Here is an 18,437-nt window from a genome sequence, read left to right as displayed (position 1 = left end):
CAATCAAGCCCGGGTCGGATACTCCCGGGCATAGCTTTCGCGAAAACGACGGCAACCACGCCAGAGCAGCAACACGGTCAGTGCCGACGCACCGGCGATTACCAGCGACATCGACGAACCCACCGCCGCGGGCGACCCGAAGTAGCGGTCGGTCAACAGCGCCACCAGCGTGGTGCCCAGGCCCAGGCCCAGCAGATTGCTGATCAGCAGGAACACCGCCGAGACCTGTGCGCGCACCTGATTCGGCGCGAGGATCTGCATCGCCGCCGTGGACGCCGGCATCGGGAACGAAGCGAAGAACATCGCCGGCACCAACAGGGTCACCGACAGCCACAGTTGATCGGCTTGCGGGAACAGCACGGCCGGTACCGCCATGCCCAGGGCACCGATGACGCCGGTGCGCATGGCGGCGTCCTGATGACCTTTCTTCGCCAGATAGTCGGTGAGCCATCCACCGAACAGCACGCCTGCGGTATTGGCCACCAACAGCACGGTGCCGAGCATGTAGCCGGCCTCCATCGGCGACAGGCCGAACTTGCGGATGTACAGCGCCGGGCTCCAGCTCATCATGCAGAACAGGGCCATGGCGTAGAACGAAAAGCCCAGGTAATGGCAGGTGAAGGTGGCACGGTGGCGGCCGAGGAAGCGCAAGCCATCGCTCATCGCGACCTTCTTGGCCCGCCCCTGCGCATCGACCTGCAGGCCTTTGCGCGCCGGATCGCGCACGGTGAGCCAGATCAACAGGCCGACCACGATACCGGGCAGGCCGACAATGAAGAACGCCAGTTGCCAGGCCTTCATCGCACCGAGGAAGGCGACCTCTATGGTGTTCATGTCCTTGAGCATCGCGATCACATAGCCGCCCACCAGGAAGGCCAGGCCCCCACCGACGAACGAGCCGATCGAATAAATACCCACTGCGCGACCGAGTTTTTCCTTGGGGAACATGTCGCTGAACATCGAGTAGGCCGAGGGCGACAGGGCCGCTTCACCGACGCCGACGCCAATGCGGGCGAGGAACATGTGCAGGAAGTTCTTGCTCATGCCACAGGCAGCCGTCGCCAGGCTCCAGAACACCACGCCGACGGCAATGATCTTCGGCCGGGAGAAACGGTCGGCCAGATAAGCGATGGGCATGCCCATGAACGCATAGAACAACGAAAAGGCAAGCCCGTGCAGCAAGCTGAACTGGGTGTCGCTGATCTGCAGGTCGGCTTTGATCGGCTCGATCATCAGCGCCAGGATCTGCCGATCCACAAATGAAAAGATGTAGGCGATCATGCACAGGCCGACCACGTACCACTCGTAAATGTAGGTTTTCTTCTTCTGCTGTTGCAGGACCGCGTTATCGACCTGGATATTCACTAGTGTTTGCTCCTCTTGGAATCCGCTCATGGGCGCAGCGCGCCGGGTAACGGTGCACAGCACACCGATTGGGAAGTTGCGGGGCAGATGCAAAGGACAAAGGGTTCGAACATGGTCAGGCCTCTTATTGTTATGGGGTCAATCCCTGGATGGACGGGCTTACCAGAATTTCCAGGTGTAGGTCGTGGCGACACGGAATTCGTTGTAGTCGTAGCCGTACTTCTGTTTCACGTCGATGTTGCGCAGGTCCAGCCCCAGGCCTTGCAGCGCCCCGCTCTGGACCACGTAGCTGAGCCCCAGGAAGCGTTCGCTTTCCTGGTTGTCGCTCAGGTTGTTGCCACGGTCCCAGTGGGTACCCTTGATATAGCGGGTGTAGAGCTTCAGCCCCGGCATGCCCATCCCGGCAAAGTCATAGCTGTAGCGCGCTCCCCAGGACTTTTCATCCGGGCGAACAAACCCCAGGGACGACCAGTGCACCAGGTAAGGTTGCGGGATAAAACCGTTCATCGTCGGGAACACGCTGTCACCGAGCATGCGCTGGTAACTGAGGCCAAACATGTGGGCGCCTTTGAGCAAGGTGAACAAGCCACCGTAAGAACGGTTGTCGATCTCACCGTTCAAGGCATTGCCATCTTCATTGTTATTGAAGTAGCGCAAGTCGGTCTTGAGTTTGTAGCCATGACCCAAGTCAGCCATATGCATCAGGCCGAAATAGTGCTGCTGATAAATATCGTGCAACACGCCGTAGAAATAACTGGCTTGCAGGTTCCTGGTAATGTCGTAAGTTGCGCCGCCGAAGTCCAGGCCATCACTGTCGAGATTATCGGTGGAGCCAAACTTGTACAGTTTCTCGTGGTTGGAAGATTCCCGTGTCACGGCAGACCAGAACCGGCCACCGGTCATCGTCAATCCATCGACTTCCCTGGACTCGACCACCGCCCCTTGATAGATCGTATCCAGTTGCCGGCTGGTGTCATCGTACGCCACCGGCAATTGTGGGCGAAGGTCACCGACCTTTAACTCGGTCTTGCTGTAGCGCATCTTGAAGGTTGCACCGGCGCGACTGTAGTCAGCGGCCGTCTGCTGGTCACGGACGCTGTAGGGCAGCGAACCGTCGTTGCCCGATGAATCCAGGCGTACGGCGTACTGCGCATCCACATCAAGGCCGATCGCCAGGGCCGTGTCGGTGTACCCGGACGTAAACTGCGCATCGAAACCTTGAGACCAACTATGCACTTCAGAAACCGGCGCATTGTTATTGGTGTAGTTACGGTGCAAGTAGAAGTTGCGTGTATCCACTTTCAAGTGACTGTCATCAACGACATCGGCATAGGCTGCCAATGGCGAACAGATAATTCCCAACACGCCGGCAATACCGAGCCCACGGCAAGATTGTTTTACCTGATACATCTAACTTCTCCACACTTGTATGTGCTGGGCACTGTATTTATAGGAGCAGATTCGAACTAAAAACTAAAAATGCCGGCAGCCGAACACCGAGCCTTCTTGCGCAGGAAGGCGGATTGCATCAGGGATATAAAGAACGGTGGGTTCGAGCATTGACAGGCCTATTGTTGTTATGGGGTAAAACGCCAGGCGGGCTCGATGGAACAGTCCGCCACGACGACACGCCTCTTGCCTACCCAAGGTAAGCCAGCAGGCGCCGCGCCGATATCGAGATGAACAGCATCCGTTGGGGGGAAAACTTCAACCCGGCTAAAGGTTTCCCTTAGTCGACTCAAAAGCGCGGGGCACACAGTGGGAGATGGCAAGCCTGAATTGCATAAGCCTTCCTTTAGCGAGGTCTTGTTGTTGGATGAGCCCTAAGCTAGCGATTGCACTGCCCGCCAACCTCCCCGATTGCGCAGGCGATTCTCCAATTGCGCAGCCTGATGCAGACCGCCTGGGTACTGCGGCCTGCGAGCGACTTTGATCGCTCCCCTCCCCTCAAGCGTCCCAATATGCGAAGAAGCTGTCCTGCAATGCCCATGACATCGCGACTTCGACACCTATTATTGGACCGGCATCCCTGCCCCACTGGCAGGGACCCGCTACCTATACCGGATGTGCACAAGCACGGATTGGAGACAACAATGACAACAGTCGCCGCAACCCAAGACGCTCCTTCACCTCTTCCCACCTCGGCACCCGCCATTATCCGGTCGTCAGTGCGCCAGCATTCGATCAAGGTGCAGATTTGCTCCCCCGCCATCGGTGCCGAGCTCAGCAACGTCAACCTGGCCGACGCCGCCCAGGATCCTGAACTGATCGCAGAAATCAGGGCGCTGTGGCTGAAGCACAAAGTGCTGTTCTTCCGCGACCAGGACATCACCCCCCTGGAGCAACAGCACTTCGCCGCGCAATTCGGCGAACTGGAAGCCCACCCCCTGGCACCGAGCCATCCGGAGGCGGACAAGCTGCTGATGCTGTATCGCAATCTCGATCCGGGTAAACCCAAGAGCTATGTCGAAAAGGCCAGCCGCGAAAACCTCTGGCATGCCGATGTCACCTACAAGCCGGCGCCGCCCCGCGGAGCGGTATTGCGCTGCGAGATGGGGCCGGAGGCCGGCGGCGATACCCTGTTTTCCAACATGGTGATGGCTTACGAAAACCTGCCGCAGGCCATCAAGCAACGAATCGACGGGCTGTATGCAAAGCATGGCGCCGAGCAGACTTTCGGCGCCCAGTTGCCACGCGAAGATCGTCATGCAATGGCTGCGAAGAACCCCGCCGCTGAACACCCGGTGGTGCTTACCCATCCGGAGACCGGCGAAAAGGTCTTGTTCGTCAACTCCGCGTTCACGACCCACTTCTCGAATTTCTTCAACTTCGAGGATATCCGCTACGGCCAGGACTTCATGCCAGAGGCTCATCACCTGATGAACTACCTGATGTCTCAGGCCGCCATTCCGGAGTACCAGGTTCGCCTGAAGTGGCGAACCAACACGATTGCGATGTGGGACAACCTGCAAGTCCAGCACTACGCGGTGGCTGATTACGGCAATGCACCCAGAAAGATGCTGCGCGCGACCCTCGCGGGTACCCCGCTCAACTGATCCGGACAGTCTCCCCAGAGCAACCGGGGCACCCGACCAGCAGAAATCGTCGGACGGTCCTGACTGCCGACAAATATTCGATCTGAACCGCATTATTGGAGAAATGACATGCTCTATGAACACGTCGACACCGCCGTCATCGATGGCCAATCACTGCCGTGGATTCCCTTTACGCCCTATGCCGAAAACGTCCTGCTCAAGTACTTCAAGCTTGACCCCATCCGTGGTGAATGGATCGTCATGATGAAGTCGCCGATCGACATGCAACTGCCCAAGCATCACCACACGGGTACGGTGATGGTCTACACGATCGAAGGCCAATGGAAATACAAGGAGCATGACTGGATCGCCGGCCCCGGCAGCATCGTCTATGAGACGGCCGGATCGACTCACACGCCGGAAGTCGTCAGCACGGCAAGCACAGACGGGTATGTGCTCACGCTGGTTCAGGTTAATGGCGATCTCGCGTTCCTGGACGGCAACGACAACATCGTCGCGCTGGAAAACTGGAAGACCGGGTTGCAACGTTATCTTGCTTATTGCGAGCAGCATGACATCGCGCCGAAAGACCTGACGGCATTCAACTGACCCGGATTTCACGGGAAAACCCGGCGCCTCGGGGCGACCGGGCCAGTTGCCGGTTAGCAATCATTAAGGGGAGGGAAACAGGCTGTGTCGGGTCGCGGTCTTGACGCGACATCTGACCCGGGCCAGGCCGCCTGCTCGCTCCCCAATCACAGACAAGCGAACGGAGCGATGCCATGAAAGGCCTGATGATGCAAAAGCAGCTTTTGATTTCCTCACTCATTGAACATGCCGACCGCCATCACGGCGATACGCAGATCGTATCCCGTCGGGTGGAGGGCGATATCCATCGCTACACCTTCCGCGACTGCCACCGCCGCGCGCGCCAACTGGCCAGCGCGCTGACCCGACTGGGTGTCAAGCCTTCCGAACGGATCGGCACATTGGCATGGAATGGCTATCGGCACCTGGAGTTGTACTACGGCGTTGCCGGCATGGGTGCCATTGTCCATACCATCAACCCTCGTCTGCATGAAGACCAGGTCGCCTACATCGCCAATCACGCCGAAGACCAGTACATCTTCTTTGACTTGACCTTCCTGCCACTGATCAAGGCCATCGCCGGGCGCTGCAATGGGGTCAAGGCGTTCATCGCCATGACCGATCAGGCGCGTATGCCCAAAGACACCGGCATCGACAACCTGCTGTGCTATGAAGATCTGCTTGAGCAGGGATCCTCCGGCTACGCCTGGCCGATATTCGACGAGGATGCCGCCAGCACGCTCTGCTACACCTCCGGCACGACGGGCAACCCGAAAGGGGTTTTGTACAGTCATCGCTCCTCGGTGCTGCACACCTATGCCGCCGCGCTGCCGGACGCCCTGAATTGTTCGGCGCACGACGTGATCCTGCCCGTTGTGCCGATGTTCCATATCAACGCCTGGGGACTTCCCTACATCGCGTGCATGGTCGGGGCAAAACTTGTATTTCCCGGACCGGCCCTGGATGGAGCATCGCTGTTCGAACTGCTCGAAGCCGAGCACGTGACACTGTCCGCGGGTGTCCCGACCGTGTGGCAAGGCCTGCTTGGTCATCTGGAAAAAACCGGCCGGCAATTCTCCAGCATGAAACGCAGCATCATTGGTGGCGCGACCTGCCCCCCGTCCATGCTGCACACCTTTGAGCAAACCTACGGCGTAGCGGTATTGCACGTCTGGGGGATGACGGAACTGAGCCCTATCGGAACCGTCGGCGCCCTAAAGGCCAGGCATCTCGAAATGTCCCCGGCAGAGCGTCATGCCGTGCAATCCAAGCAAGGCCGGGCGGTGTTTGGCGTCGACATGAAGATCGTTGACGTCGATGGCATGGAATTGCCCTGGGACGGCGCAACCTCGGGTGAGTTGTTGGTGCGTGGGCCATGGGTAGTGCGCGATTATTTCAGGAACGAAGCAAACAATTCACCGCTGCTCGAGCACGCGGGCCAAGGGTGGTTCCCAACCGGCGATGTAGCGACCATCGATGTCGATGGCTTCATGCAGATCACCGATCGCAGCAAGGATGTGATCAAGTCCGGTGGCGAATGGATAGGCTCGATCGAACTGGAGACCATTGCGATGGCCCATCCGGCAGTCTCCCAGGCGGCCTGCATTGCCGCCAGACACGCCAAGTGGGACGAACGCCCGTTGCTGATCGTTGTCAGGAAGCCGCAAGCAACACTGACGCGCGAAGAACTGCTCGACTTTTATGAAGGCAAGATCGCGAAATGGTGGACGCCGGATGATGTGATCTTTGTCGACACGATTGCGTTGGGTGCTACGGGCAAGATCCAGAAGAACCGTCTGCGCGAGCAGTTCGGTGGCCATCTGCTGGTCAAGGCTGCCGGCTGAAGGAGTGCAAGCACTGTGCGTGGCCGCGAGTGATCGCGACCACACACAGTGCACTTGTTTCTAGCGCTCCAGTTGCTCGAGAAAGGTCAGGAGTAATTCATTGACTTGATCGACGCTTTCTTCCGCGGCGCTGTGGCCCACGCCGGGTAGCAAGACCTTCTTCTGCAGCCCGGGCAGATAAGTGTCGAGCTGTTCGTAGAGCCCGCGGATTTCGACCGGCTCCAGCGAAGGGTCGGCGGCACCGCCGATGAACAGGCTCGGCTGGCGTACCACCGCACCGTCAAGAAACGCGGTGATCTCCCAGTTCCGGTCGCGACAGCGGTAGTAGTTCAAGGCACCGGTAAACCCTGTGCGCGTGTATTCAGCGACGTAGTAGTCGAGCGCCCGCGCGCTAAGCCATGACGGGAACTCGCCCTTCGGCTCAGTGAACGCGTTGAGAATGGGTTCACCAGGTTCGACGAACAGGCGCCAGCGTTCAGCCCCGACAGCGCTGCCGGAGATCGAGTAAAACACGCTGCGCAAGGTCTTGCGCGGATCGCTGGCCAACTCACGGTCCGGCTTGTGGAGCTGCTGGAAATACAGGTGGTGGTACACCCTGCCCTTTGCCATTGCCTGCAAGCCTATGGTCGGCTTGACCTTGCCCCGAGGTGGCACCGGCGTATTGAGCATCACCAGGCCACGGAACAGATCCGGCCGCAGCATGGCCGCCGCCTGGGCCACCCAGGCGCCCAGGTCGTGCCCGATGATCACAGCCGATGTTTCGCCCAGCGTCGCCATCAAGCCGACCATGTCGCCGACGGCCTGACTCATGTCATAGGCTTCAATGGCATCGGGTCGATCGGTTTGGCCAAAACCCCGTTGATCAGGGACCACGACTCGATAACCGGCCTCGGCCAACACCGCGATCTGGCGCCGCCACATGTACCAAAGGTAAGGAAAACCGTGCAGCAGGATGACGAGAGGCCCTTGTCCCTCGTCGATGTAATGCATGCGAATGCCGTTGAGTTCGGCAAAGCAGTGGTTGAATGCATCAGGGTCGTCGGCGTCCACCTGCGCCCTTGCCGCGAGCGGTTGGCCGATACCTGTAGCGGTGTGCGTGCCCATTATCTACCTCCATCTTTGTTGTCGTTGTCGGCGTGAAGGTAGCCTTGGGCTGGCGTCCTGCACTAAGCTTCCCGGGACACAATCTGGTGAAACTGGGACACGAGGCCAAGCATGTATACCTTGACGCGAAGCGCCAGCCTTACCGACTTTGAGCAGGTGGCCCGTTCAGTGGGGCTCGATCCATTTCGCATGCTGCGCATGACCCGGCTACCGGCCACTGTCCTCGACGATCCGAACATCATGATCAGCAGCGATTCGGTAGGCTGGCTGCTGGAGGAGTCAGCCCGCCTGTCCGGTCAGGAGGCCTTCGGGCTGCTGCTTGCGGAAACCCGGCACCTCTCCAACTTTGGCATGCTCGCGCTGCTCATCCGCGAAGAGCCAACACTTCGTGCAGCGTTGCAATCGTGCTTCCGCTATACGCGCTTGCATAACGCCGGTGTGCAAATGTGGCTCGAGGATGCAGGCGACCTGACCCTGCTGCATGTGGGTGTAAACATGCAGGGCCATCGTGGCGTCTGGCGCCAGGCGATTGAACAGGCAACCGGTATTATGCTTCGCACGTTGAGCATCCTGAGCGGCCATGCCTTCCGGCCGGTAAGGGTCAGTTTCACTCACGAGCGACCTTCCAGCCTTGAAGTGCACCAGCGCGTGTTGGGCACCAATATCGAGTTTTCCCAGGAATTCAATGCCATCGTATGCCGTCGGCATGATCTGGACCTGCCTATTCCCACGGCCGACCCCGCGTTGCATCGCGAGGTGAAGCGATCGCTGGACATGCAGTTGGCCAATCTGCGCGACGAACCGGCGCAGCGGGTACGCCAGATCGTCAAGATGCTGCTGCCAAGCGGACTGTGCTCTGTCGATGGCGTGGCCCAGCATCTGGGTATGCACCGACGCACCCTCAACCGACACCTGGCGGCAGAGGGAGAGAGTGTCACGACGATCATCAATGCCGTTCGCGCCGAACTCGCCGAAGAGTATCTGGCCAACAGCAAGCGCCGATTGTATGAAGTCGCCGAACTCCTCGGCTTTTCCTCTGCCGGTGACTTTTCACGCTGGTTCCGCAGCCGTTTTGGCAAGACACCCTCGGCTTGGGCCGTCTCCTACCGAGCGAGCAAGATGGCATCCGGGCCCCTGTCGCCTGAATAAGAAAGCAGGTTAATGGCCGACTCAAGCCTGCTGGCCAGCCACATTGCCTGAGCCAAGCACACCCGACGTATCTGACCCCGCCATCCCTGCGCAAGCGTCCCAATACGCGAAGATTATGTCCCGCAATGCTTATTTCATGACGCTCGCGCAACCTACTATGGGTCAGTGATCCCTGCTCCGTTGATGGGGGCCACAACACCTACCGGATACACGTAGACCGCCCAGGATCCTGGGTCCTTGATGGCTCCAGCGGTTCGTGAATTCGGGTCCAGCAACCCATTCGATGGTGATGCAAAAATACGATCCTGGATCTGATCGCGCCACTTGCAGTCCTCCACCGGGATCGACGCGCAAGCCACGCAAACGTCATCAGAACAGCGCCTGATCGCGCAACACATCTTCAATGGAAATGAAACGTCACCATCGGCCGAGGGAAGTCCTACGCATGCCCACGCTTGTTCGCGCCGCCGTTTTGACCAAATACCTGGAAGTTAGCCAGGACCTGGGATTCAACCCGCTCGACGTCATGGCAGTCGCAGGCCTGAACAAGGCTCAGCTGCAAGCCCCGGAATCGCGCATTCCCATCGATGCCGCCGTGCGTCTGCTGGAAGATTCGGCCATCGCCAGCGGTTGCCAGACCTTCGGCCTGAGCATGGCCGAGTCGCGCCAGTTTTCGGACTTCGGCGTGGTCAGCCTGCTGCTCAGCCATCAACGCACCCTGCGCGAAGCGCTGCAGGTGATGGTGCGCTACCGTCATCTGATGAACGACTCGCTGGCCATCTTCGTTGAAGAGTGCGGCAAGATGGTGATCATTCGTGAAGAGATGGTCACCGAATCGCCGATGCCCAGTCGCCAGGCCACGGAACTGGCCATCGGCGTGACGTTCGGTCTGTGCTCGGCCCTGCTCGGCTCGCACTGGCGCCCTTGCAGCGTCAACTTCATGCACCAGCCACCGGACAACCTGTACCTGCATCGGCGCGTGTTCGGCTGCAATCTGGAATTCGGCAGCGAGTTCAATGGCATCGTTTGCCCTGCCGTCAGTCTCGACATGATCAATCTCAATGCCGACCCGACCATGGCCCGTCATGCCCAAAGCTACCTTGACTCGCTGCAAGGCCCCGAGACCACCTCGACGCTGTTCGAAGTGCGCAAGGCCATCTACCTGCTGTTGCCCATGGGCCGCGCCACCATTGAGCAGATCGCCCAGCACCAGGGGATGAACGTGCGCACCCTGCAACGTCGCCTCAAGGACCACGGCTGTGCCTTCAGCGACCTGATCAACGATGTGCGCCGCGCCCTGGTACTGCGTTATATGGAAAACCCGAACCACTCGCTGAGCCACATTGCCGACATGTTCGGTTTCTCCATGGCGAGCTCCTTCACCCGCTGGTTCATCAACCAGTTCGGCATGCCGCCGGCGGTGTGGCGCAGCGCGCAGAAACAGTCCGGTTCGGACGCTGCCGCCTCCAAGTCATTCTGAACACACGGCAAAAAAACGGCGACTGCTGGTACAGTCGCCGCAAAAAACGGTGTTTGTGGCACATGTCGGGATGTTAACGACGACTCACAGTTTCACCTCCAGCCCGAATTCGCTCATGGACTCAGGAACACTCTGCCCCTGAAGGCGGGCAATGTCTTTGTGGTAATGACACTTGGCATAAAAGAACACCGCCGCCGCGACGAGGCTGATCAATGGCACCAGTTGAAACGCGGCATGCAGACCGATGAGGTCCGACACCCGGCCGGTGATGAACGGCCCCGGCGCCAGCCCCAGCAGGTTGTTGGACAGGGTCAGCGTGGCGAACGCCGTACCGTGGACGGAGTAATGGGTCAGGTTGGCAACCATCGCGCCGGCGGGGCCGGTGGTGCCGGTGGCAATCGCCATGCCCAGGCAGATCAGCGCCAGTTGCACCGGCCCTGCTTGCAAGGCAAAGGCTGAAGACAGCAACAGGCAACTGCCCAGGCAGAAACCAATGGCCAGGCTGACCTTGCGCTCCGGGGAGTGCCGACACAGGCGATCGCTGAGCATGCCGCACACAATCATCCCCACACCGCTGCACAGCACGATGCCCGCCGCCATGCCACCGGCCTTGTCAGTAGGCAAGTCGTAGTAGCGGTTGAGGTAGCTGGGAATCCACACCATCACCGTACCGCCGACGAACAACTGCAAGCCGCTGGCGATGTAGGTCGAGACCACCGAACGGCTGGACCAGAGCGTGCGCAGCGGACGCTTGACCGCCACCGTTGCCTTGTTCGCCATTTGCGCGGCACGTGGCGGCGCAATGCGTGCTTCCTTGACGATGAGCGGATAAAGCATCGCCAGCACCAGGCCAAACAGCGACATGCCGGCGAACGACCAGCGCCAGCCCAGCTTGGCCGCTATGGCGCCGCCCAGGGCCATCCCTAATACAGCGCCGAACAAACCGCCGGCCATGAAGGCACTGGTCAGAGTGGCGCGCATGTGTTTGGGGAATACCGAGATCACCACGGCGATGCCGACGCTGCCATAGGCCGCCTCACCGACACCGACCATGAATCGCGCAATGAACATCTGCTGGTAGTCCTGAGCCAACGCGCAACCCAGGGTCGCTACGCTCCACAGCAATGCCATCAGCGCCAAGCTCTTGACCCGGCCGAAACGGTCGGCCAGCAACGACAGGGGAAACGTCAGCAGGCCCACCATCAGGGCAACGATGCCACTGAGCAGGCCGAGCTGTCCGTCGCTCAACGCCCACTCGGTCTTGAGCAACGGGAACACCGCGTTCAGTACCTGACGCGACATGTAATCGGAAATCAACAGGCCGAACGTCAGTGCAAAAACGATCCAGGCATATTGGCGCGAAACGCTGACGCAACCAGCGTCGTCATCGTCGGCGGCGATTGGATGAAAGGCCATGCAGCCTCCTCGAAGTCTTTATTTTATTGTTGTTATCAAGCGTGTAGCCGGACGGCGAGCGATAGTCTCTTCAAAGCCCGCACGGGAGTGCATCTACATGGCCAGGGTCATGTTGTTGCCCGGCGGAACGTTCTTGAGCAGGGGGTCGGCGGTCAGGATTGACCAATGCGCATTGCAGTGAGTGCATCCACTTTCTACCTCCATCTATTTTCAGTAGTCGGCTTGAAGGTAGCCCTCAGAGGGCGCCTTGCACTCAGCTTTTCAGGACACAATATTGTGATACTGGGACAAAAGACCGTTCAGTTTGGGCATGCTCGCGCTGTTTATCCGCGAAGAACCCTCCGATGCTCTGGGTCAAAGTGGTCGGTAGACAGGTCAATGGCAAACAGGTGGTGCCCTGCTACCCTCTTTTTTACCCTGGTCGGGCTTACCGTCAATAGCGACTGAGGAGAACTTCGCGGTGTCGAATCAGCTGGTCATACGCAACATGACCCGTCCCGAACTGGACGAGCTCGTCGAGTGGGCTGCCCGTGAGGGTTGGAATCCCGGCCTTCACGATGCCGAGCTGTTCTGGGCTACGGACTCTGCCGCCTTCATCGCGGCGTACCAGGGCGGCGAATTGATCGGCGGCGGGGCCATCACCTCCTATGATGGCGAATTCGGTTTCATGGGCTTTTTCATCGTCCGGCCTGAATATCGCGGTCAAGGTCTGGGCGATACCCTCTGGCACGCACGCCGCGAGCGACTTCTCGCCCGCCTGCGCCCAGGCGCGAGCATCGGTATGGACGGCGTCTTTGCGATGCAGGACTACTACGCCAAGGGCGGTTTCGTCTTCTCCCATCGCAACCTGCGTTTTCGTGCCAACCTCACCACCCGTCCGACGACCTCGCAGGTCGGCGACCAGGACATCGTCCCGTTGGCCTCCTTCCCGTTCAGTCAGGTTGTCGATTACGACCGCACCTGCTTCCCCGCCCCGCGCGCAAACTTCCTGAGCGGGTGGACAGCCCAGGCCGATGCACTCGCCGTGGGTTGCCGACGCGAAGGCAGACTAAGCGGCTATGGCGTAGTCAGGCGCTGCCGGGAAGGCTACAAGATCGGCCCCTTGTTCGCCGACGACGCCCTGGCAGCCAATGCCCTCTACGCCCGCCTGGCGGCATTTGCCGAGGGTGGCCCGCTGTTTCTCGATGCCCCGGAGAATAACCCCGCCGCGATGGCGCTCGTGCACCAACAGGGCATGATCGAGGTGTTCGGCTGCGCACACATGTACCTCGGCCCTCCTCCGGCGATCGCGCACGAACGTGTGTTCGGCGTCACGACCTTCGAGCTGGGCTGATGTCCGCTCGCGACCTCATCGGTTACGGCGGCTGCCCACCCCATCCGCGATGGCCCGGTGAGGCGCGCGTCGCGGTCCAGTTCGTCCTCAACATCGAAGAAGGCGCCGAGTCATGCATCCTCAATGGCGATGCACAGTCGCAGGCCTGGCTTCACGAGCTACCGGGCCGCCCGCCGCGTGTAGGGGAACCGGACTTGAGCGTCGAGGGCATGTATGAATACGGATCGCGCGCAGGTGTGTGGCGCATTCTGGAGCTGTTCAGCGCCCGAGGCCTGCCGCTGACCGCCTTCGCCGTCGGCCGGGCGCTGGAACTCACCCTAGCGATCGGCCATGCGCTCTGCGCTGCCGGGCATGAGATTGCCGGGCATGGCTACCGTTGGCTGGACTATCGCGACATGCCTGAAGACCAGGAGCGGCGCCATATCCGCCTCACCCTCGACGTGATCGAGCAGATCTGCGGTAAACGCCCTACAGGTTGGTACACGGGAAGGGTCAGCCAGAACACCCGCCGCCTGTTGCGTGAGGAAGGCGGGTTGCTCTATAGCTCGGACGCCTACAACGATGACCTGCCCTATTGGCTCCCTGGCTCTCCCGCCCACCTGGTGATCCCTTACACACTGGTCAACAACGACGCCCGCTATCTGCTGCCCAATGGCTTCGCCTGCGGTGAAGACTTCTTCCAGCTGCTCAAGGATGCTTTCGACCTGCTGTAGCAGGAGGGCGCGCAACACCCGAAGATGATGAGCGTCGGCCTGCATGGGCGGATCAGCGGTCATCCTGGTCGTGCGATGGCGCTGGCGCGCTTTCTCGATTACGTGCAAGGCCACGACGCGGTGTGGATCTGCCGGCGCGAAGAGATTGCCAGGCACTGGATCGCCCGATTCCCCGCCTGAGTGGCAAGTGGTTCGGTATGGCCTGAGCCCCGCTGGCGTTCTGAATTCGGCACACTCGCCCGAGCGCTGGCCCTGGCCGCGCTCGAGGCGTCATCGCAGACTATTCTTGATCTGGGTAACCGATCGGTCGCACCGAAGGAGGTCACTCGTTTATGCACTGTGTCCTTTTCGAAATCCGCCGCGGTTCGATCGGATGCATGATGGCAAATCGATCCGCGCGGTCATGGAGTTCCGATGAACTACCGGGCTGGGGCACGCCCCAGGCACTTTTGTCTGACACCCTGAAACGGAGACGCCAGCATGAGCACCTTGCAACTTCACCCTGCACTGGACAATGGTATCCAGCCCGCCGCCGCGAATTTCACAGGCGGGACCCTGCAATGCCTGTGTGCGACCGACAAGGTCGAGGTCAGGATCGACGCACAAACTCTGCATAACCACGCGTGTGGCTGCAGCAAATGCTGGAAACCACAAAACGCGACATTCGCCGTCATCGCCGTGGTGCCTCGAGACAAGGTCAGTGTCATTGCCCACGGCGAAAAACTGGCGATTGTCGACGAATCCGCCACCATCCAGCGCCACGCCTGCAAACAGTGTCACGCCCATCTCTTTGGGCGTATCGAGAACAAGGACCATGCGTTTTATGGCCTGGACTTCGTCCACACCGAGCTTTCGCCACAGAGCGGATGGGCTGCGCCGGGATTCGCGGCGTTCGTGTCCTCCATCATCGAAACCGGCACACCGCCAGAGCAAATGAAGGCTATCCGCGAGCGTCTGCGCTCGATCGGCCTGGAACCCTATGACTGCCTGTCCCCGGATTTAATGGACGCACTGGCGACCCATGTCGCCAAACAGAAAGGCTTGCTCCCCGCCGCCTGATTGATCGGTCGCCGCGGTTTCTTTTCCGGACCGCGGCTCCGATTCACCTTTGATGTTGTGCGCCCCACATAATTAACTGTGGGGTAGATATGTGCGCAGGCAGAGCGACTCGTCCCGTACGCGTTCATTGAATGTGGGCGTATATTGATATTGTCGATCCGGGTAGCTGAGGCGGTAGGTGGTCGCCAATAGTGTGGCGAACGAGAGTGCCGGCGGAAACTGACGAATACCCCTGAATGCTGGAGGTGCGACATGAGCCAATATCAACGCCTCTTTCTGATTGTCGGTCCAGCCATGCGTCACACGCCGGCGCTAGAGCGCGCAGTCGCACTTGCCAAAGCCACTGGCGCAGTACTGCATATCACGGTGTTTATCGAAGATGTCGACATCTTGGGGTTGATGAGCGGGAATGAGCAATTTCGCGAGATCTGTCAGCAAGAGAACCAGAAGTGGTTGCAAGATGAAGCCCAACTGATTCGAGGCAATGGGATTACGGTCACCACCGAAGTTGTATTGGCTCGGGACGTACTTCAAGAAATCCTTCAGCATGTGACGGACTTGCAACCGGACCTGGTTATCAAGGACGTACACTACGAATCAGCAATCAAACGCGTATTCGTCACGCCTCTGGATTGGCATCTGGTGCGCGATCTCCCGGTTGCTGTTCATCTGGTCAGCGAAGTCAGGTGTCCACTTCCACGGGTGATTGTGGCAGCAGTGGATTTATCGCATCCAGAGCACCAGATCACTGACATCAACGATCGCATCATCCTGGCTGCACAGCAGATGGCAATGCAGTGCAATGCAGAGTTGCACCTGCTGCACGCCTTCGATCCATCGCAAACACATATCTCTGACGCGGGGACCGGAGCAGTGACGATGCCAGGCTTCAGCAACGACGTACGTCGGTCACTGCATAAGTCATTCATTACGTTGGCTGACAGTTACCACATACCCTCTGAACGACAACACTTCATTGAAGGGTCGCCAACCAAAGCGATGTCCGACTTCGCAGCCTATAGCCGAACCGATGTGATCGTAATGGGAAGTACACATCGAAAAGGGCTGCACAAGCTGATTGGCAGTACTACAGAGCACGTCCTGTATCAGGTGCCCTGCAATGTTTTGGCGATAAAGGGGCAAGTTGATCAGTAGGAATACTCTTCAGGTCCGCACTTCGATACGGCAGCAGCTGACAATCACGGCCTTGTTTTACCAAGAGTGTTGACTGGGCGGACACGGCTGGCCGTCTGCCTTTGGTTGATTTCTGCCAGTCGGGAGCGGCTGCAACCAGGCATCACTCCCTGTTCAGCACATTGATGATAGGGCAAGCGGCCCCGCCGTCGCCTGCATCGCACTCCTGCACCAGTGCGCCCAGTACCTGCCGCAGCGCGGCAAGGTCGGCCATCTTTTGATCGATCAGGGCCAGCTTGTGCACGGCCAGTGCCCGAGTCTCGCGACAAGTGCAAGCCGCATCAAGTGTCAGCAGTGTGCCCACCTCATCCAGCGTGAATCCCAGCGCCTGCGCCCTCTTGATGAAGCGCAGCCGTTTGACCTGCTCCGGTAGATAGCATCGATAACCGCTGAGCGGCTTTGGCGGCTCATCCAGCAAGCCGCGTCGCTGGTAATAGCGAATAGTCTCGATGTTCACCCCGGCAGTTTCCGCCAACTTGCCGATACTCAGCCCTGTCACCATCACACGCCCCTTGATTCTGTACCCGGGTACGGAGTGTAAAGTGACCCTAGGTTAGATCAGTTCGATGGAGAAAACGATGGCTCAGGCTCCAGTGCAAACCGTCAGGCTCGACGCTCGGAACATGACCTGTCCGGTCTGTCCGATCGCGATCAAGAGTTCACTGGAGCAGTTGTCCTTCTACCGTTCACACGTGAGGCAACCATGAGCATCGTCATCTTCGAATCCGTATTGACCTGCCCGCATTGCGGTTTTGCCAAGCAGGAAGCCATGCCCACAGATGCCTGTCAGTTTTTCTACGAATGTGGCAGTTGCAAAGCCCTGCTACGCCCGAACCCCGGTGACTGCTGTGTGTTCTGTTCGTTTGGCACGGTGAAGTGCCCGCCGATTCAGGAGCAGCGCGGATGCTGTGGTACGGGCTTGATCTAGGTTTATTCGGTTTATCGGACGCCCCTGACGCGCCTCAAACCGTGGTTATGGGAGGTCAGTGTCATGTGGAATCACTCTCTGGTGCTCGTGGTGATTTACCTGACTATCACCCTCGGCATCGGCTGGCTGTATACCATTGCGCTCCTGTATTGGCTTTGATCCGATAGGTGACGATCGGTCAGTGCGCATTGGGTACCGTTTTCGGCAGGTAGCTTTGTCCCGATCAGCGTCGGTGGGCAATGGCTGCAATGGGTTGTGCAGCCATTCGCGACGATCAGCCCCAGCCAGAAGGGACGCTCAGCACCTCAACCGCGCACCAGGTAGGCTCCTGAGGGAACCCGATATCGCAGCTTCTTGCATTTGCCGGGTGCAGGCTGCTGCCCCGGCGGACGATCAGGAAACCAGATTCGGCATTTACCCGGAGGCGGCATATGGCCGCGGGGAATCTCAACCTCAGCGTACGCCCGCTCAGACTCGACATTAGCCATTTGTAATTTTCCTTCGGGCCCGGCCCTGCCAGCCGCTGGCGCATCCGAAACCCCACCTGTCTCTGCGCCAGCGAAGTTGCCAGCGTCGCGCCCAGTGTCCGGAGTGGATTGCTCAACAACCGCCATTTCCGCATCGCGGCGCCTTTGGGTCTCCTCTTCCAGCCCCTTCTGTACTGCGACCAGATCCTCTTTTGCATTGGGTGGGGTACCCGAAGCCTGGGCCTGCTGCGCCGCCTGGATCAGTTGGAAGTTGCGGTTGCGTAACGCGACGTTGCGACCGACCCGCAAGTTCGAGCGCGCCGCCAGGGTTTCAGCCTGCTGGTACTGCCCCTGCTGAAGACGCAACACACCGAGGTAATGCAGCGTCGCGGGATTGTTCGGCTGAATATGCAGGGCACGCTCCAGCGTGGCAGCGGCCTGGTCCAGTTGGCCATTTTCATACTGCCGCGAGGCGGTTTCGATCAGGGTGGTTGATGCGCTGTTGCTTTGCGCGGGTGCTCTTCGCTCGGCAGCAACCGAACAAAGCGACGCGACGGCGCAGTACGCCAGGATGAGTCCCGACAGAAAACTCTTGGTTGGCATCAGGGGGGCGAACTCGGCTGATCTCGGACGGCACTGAAGTAAAACAGGCCAAAGCGCTGCTCGGCATCTGCGATACAGGGCCCCCATTGACCCGGGCAGTACCCTGAAGTTCCCGCTGCAAAGGCCACCGCAGCCAGAACTTTACCGCCAACAACCCCA

15 protein-coding genes and 1 pseudogene are annotated in these 18,437 nt (G+C 59.5%); 10 read left to right on the top strand and 6 right to left on the bottom strand.

Annotated elements, in window-relative coordinates; genetic code table 11:
- Positions 1-3: 3 nt before the first annotated feature.
- Positions 4-1,365, bottom strand: coding sequence for a spinster family MFS transporter (locus AC3ITA_RS11845; RefSeq protein ID WP_414927762.1), 1,362 nt, complete (start codon positions 1,363-1,365; stop codon positions 4-6).
- Positions 1,366-1,524: 159 nt separating this feature from the next.
- Positions 1,525-2,775, bottom strand: a complete 1,251-nt coding sequence (locus AC3ITA_RS11840) for an OprD family outer membrane porin (RefSeq protein WP_095941816.1) — start codon at positions 2,773-2,775, stop codon at positions 1,525-1,527.
- A 773-nt stretch (positions 2,776-3,548) separates the two neighbouring features.
- Here AC3ITA_RS11840 and AC3ITA_RS11835 point away from each other — a divergent pair.
- The 3 genes from AC3ITA_RS11835 (at position 3,549) to AC3ITA_RS11825 (ending at position 6,832) form a co-directional block, all read left to right on the top strand.
- Positions 3,549-4,421: a TauD/TfdA dioxygenase family protein gene (locus tag AC3ITA_RS11835; protein ID WP_218194539.1), complete on the top strand. Its 873-nt coding sequence runs from the start codon at positions 3,549-3,551 to the stop codon at positions 4,419-4,421.
- Between the two features lie 108 nt (positions 4,422-4,529).
- A complete protein-coding gene (locus AC3ITA_RS11830; protein WP_095941814.1) occupies positions 4,530-5,009 on the top strand; it encodes a 2,4'-dihydroxyacetophenone dioxygenase family protein in 480 nt (159 codons plus the stop codon).
- Positions 5,010-5,182: 173 nt separating this feature from the next.
- A complete protein-coding gene (locus tag AC3ITA_RS11825) occupies positions 5,183-6,832 on the top strand; it encodes a 3-(methylthio)propionyl-CoA ligase (RefSeq protein WP_489280367.1) in 1,650 nt (549 codons plus the stop codon).
- A gap of 60 nt (positions 6,833-6,892) precedes the next feature.
- Here AC3ITA_RS11825 and AC3ITA_RS11820 read toward each other — a convergent pair whose 3' ends face one another.
- A complete protein-coding gene (locus AC3ITA_RS11820; protein WP_414927760.1) occupies positions 6,893-7,936 on the bottom strand; it encodes an alpha/beta fold hydrolase in 1,044 nt (347 codons plus the stop codon).
- Between the two features lie 111 nt (positions 7,937-8,047).
- Here AC3ITA_RS11820 and AC3ITA_RS11815 point away from each other — a divergent pair, with 111 nt between their 5' ends.
- Together AC3ITA_RS11815 and AC3ITA_RS11810 are read left to right on the top strand one after the other, a co-directional pair.
- A complete protein-coding gene (locus AC3ITA_RS11815) occupies positions 8,048-9,085 on the top strand; it encodes an AraC family transcriptional regulator (RefSeq protein WP_414927759.1) in 1,038 nt (345 codons plus the stop codon).
- Between the two features lie 445 nt (positions 9,086-9,530).
- Positions 9,531-10,565, top strand: coding sequence for an AraC family transcriptional regulator (locus tag AC3ITA_RS11810; protein ID WP_095941811.1), 1,035 nt, complete (start codon positions 9,531-9,533; stop codon positions 10,563-10,565).
- Positions 10,566-10,649: 84 nt separating this feature from the next.
- On the opposite strand, the gene AC3ITA_RS11805 is transcribed toward AC3ITA_RS11810, so the two are convergent.
- Entirely contained in the window at positions 10,650-11,981 is a 1,332-nt protein-coding gene (locus AC3ITA_RS11805) for an MFS transporter (RefSeq protein WP_414927758.1), read from the bottom strand.
- A gap of 460 nt (positions 11,982-12,441) precedes the next feature.
- Here AC3ITA_RS11805 and AC3ITA_RS11800 point away from each other — a divergent pair, with 460 nt between their 5' ends.
- The 4 genes and pseudogenes from AC3ITA_RS11800 (at position 12,442) to AC3ITA_RS11785 (ending at position 16,241) form a co-directional block, all read left to right on the top strand.
- Positions 12,442-13,314: a GNAT family N-acetyltransferase gene (locus AC3ITA_RS11800; RefSeq protein ID WP_150673340.1), complete on the top strand. Its 873-nt coding sequence runs from the start codon at positions 12,442-12,444 to the stop codon at positions 13,312-13,314.
- A pseudogene (locus tag AC3ITA_RS11795) lies at positions 13,314-14,207 on the top strand (polysaccharide deacetylase family protein). The gene AC3ITA_RS11800 and the pseudogene AC3ITA_RS11795 overlap by 1 nt, the downstream one beginning before the upstream one ends.
- A gap of 300 nt (positions 14,208-14,507) precedes the next feature.
- Positions 14,508-15,086, top strand: coding sequence for an S-(hydroxymethyl)glutathione synthase (gfa, locus tag AC3ITA_RS11790; protein ID WP_095941808.1), 579 nt, complete (start codon positions 14,508-14,510; stop codon positions 15,084-15,086).
- Between the two features lie 252 nt (positions 15,087-15,338).
- On the top strand, positions 15,339-16,241 hold the full coding sequence (locus AC3ITA_RS11785; protein ID WP_489280365.1) for a universal stress protein: 903 nt from the start codon (positions 15,339-15,341) through the stop codon (positions 16,239-16,241).
- Positions 16,242-16,383: 142 nt separating this feature from the next.
- Here the strand turns inward: AC3ITA_RS11785 and merR are convergent, their stop codons facing one another.
- The gene (merR, locus tag AC3ITA_RS11780) at positions 16,384-16,782 is read right to left on the bottom strand and encodes a mercury resistance transcriptional regulator MerR (protein WP_095941806.1); all 399 of its coding nucleotides are present in this window, start codon (positions 16,780-16,782) and stop codon (positions 16,384-16,386) included.
- A 201-nt stretch (positions 16,783-16,983) separates the two neighbouring features.
- Between merR and AC3ITA_RS11775 the strand changes: the two genes are divergently transcribed.
- Positions 16,984-17,208, top strand: a complete 225-nt coding sequence (locus tag AC3ITA_RS11775) for a GDCCVxC domain-containing (seleno)protein (protein WP_095941805.1) — start codon at positions 16,984-16,986, stop codon at positions 17,206-17,208.
- 305 nt (positions 17,209-17,513) lie between these two features.
- On the opposite strand, the gene AC3ITA_RS11770 is transcribed toward AC3ITA_RS11775, so the two are convergent.
- Positions 17,514-18,278: a tetratricopeptide repeat protein gene (locus tag AC3ITA_RS11770; RefSeq protein ID WP_095941804.1), complete on the bottom strand. Its 765-nt coding sequence runs from the start codon at positions 18,276-18,278 to the stop codon at positions 17,514-17,516.
- Between the last annotated feature and the right edge of the window lie 159 nt (positions 18,279-18,437).

This window comes from Pseudomonas sp. GL_090, from assembly GCF_057837765.1.
The sequence above is the reverse complement of the archived record's forward strand: the minus strand, read 5'-3'. Positions and strand labels throughout refer to the sequence as shown.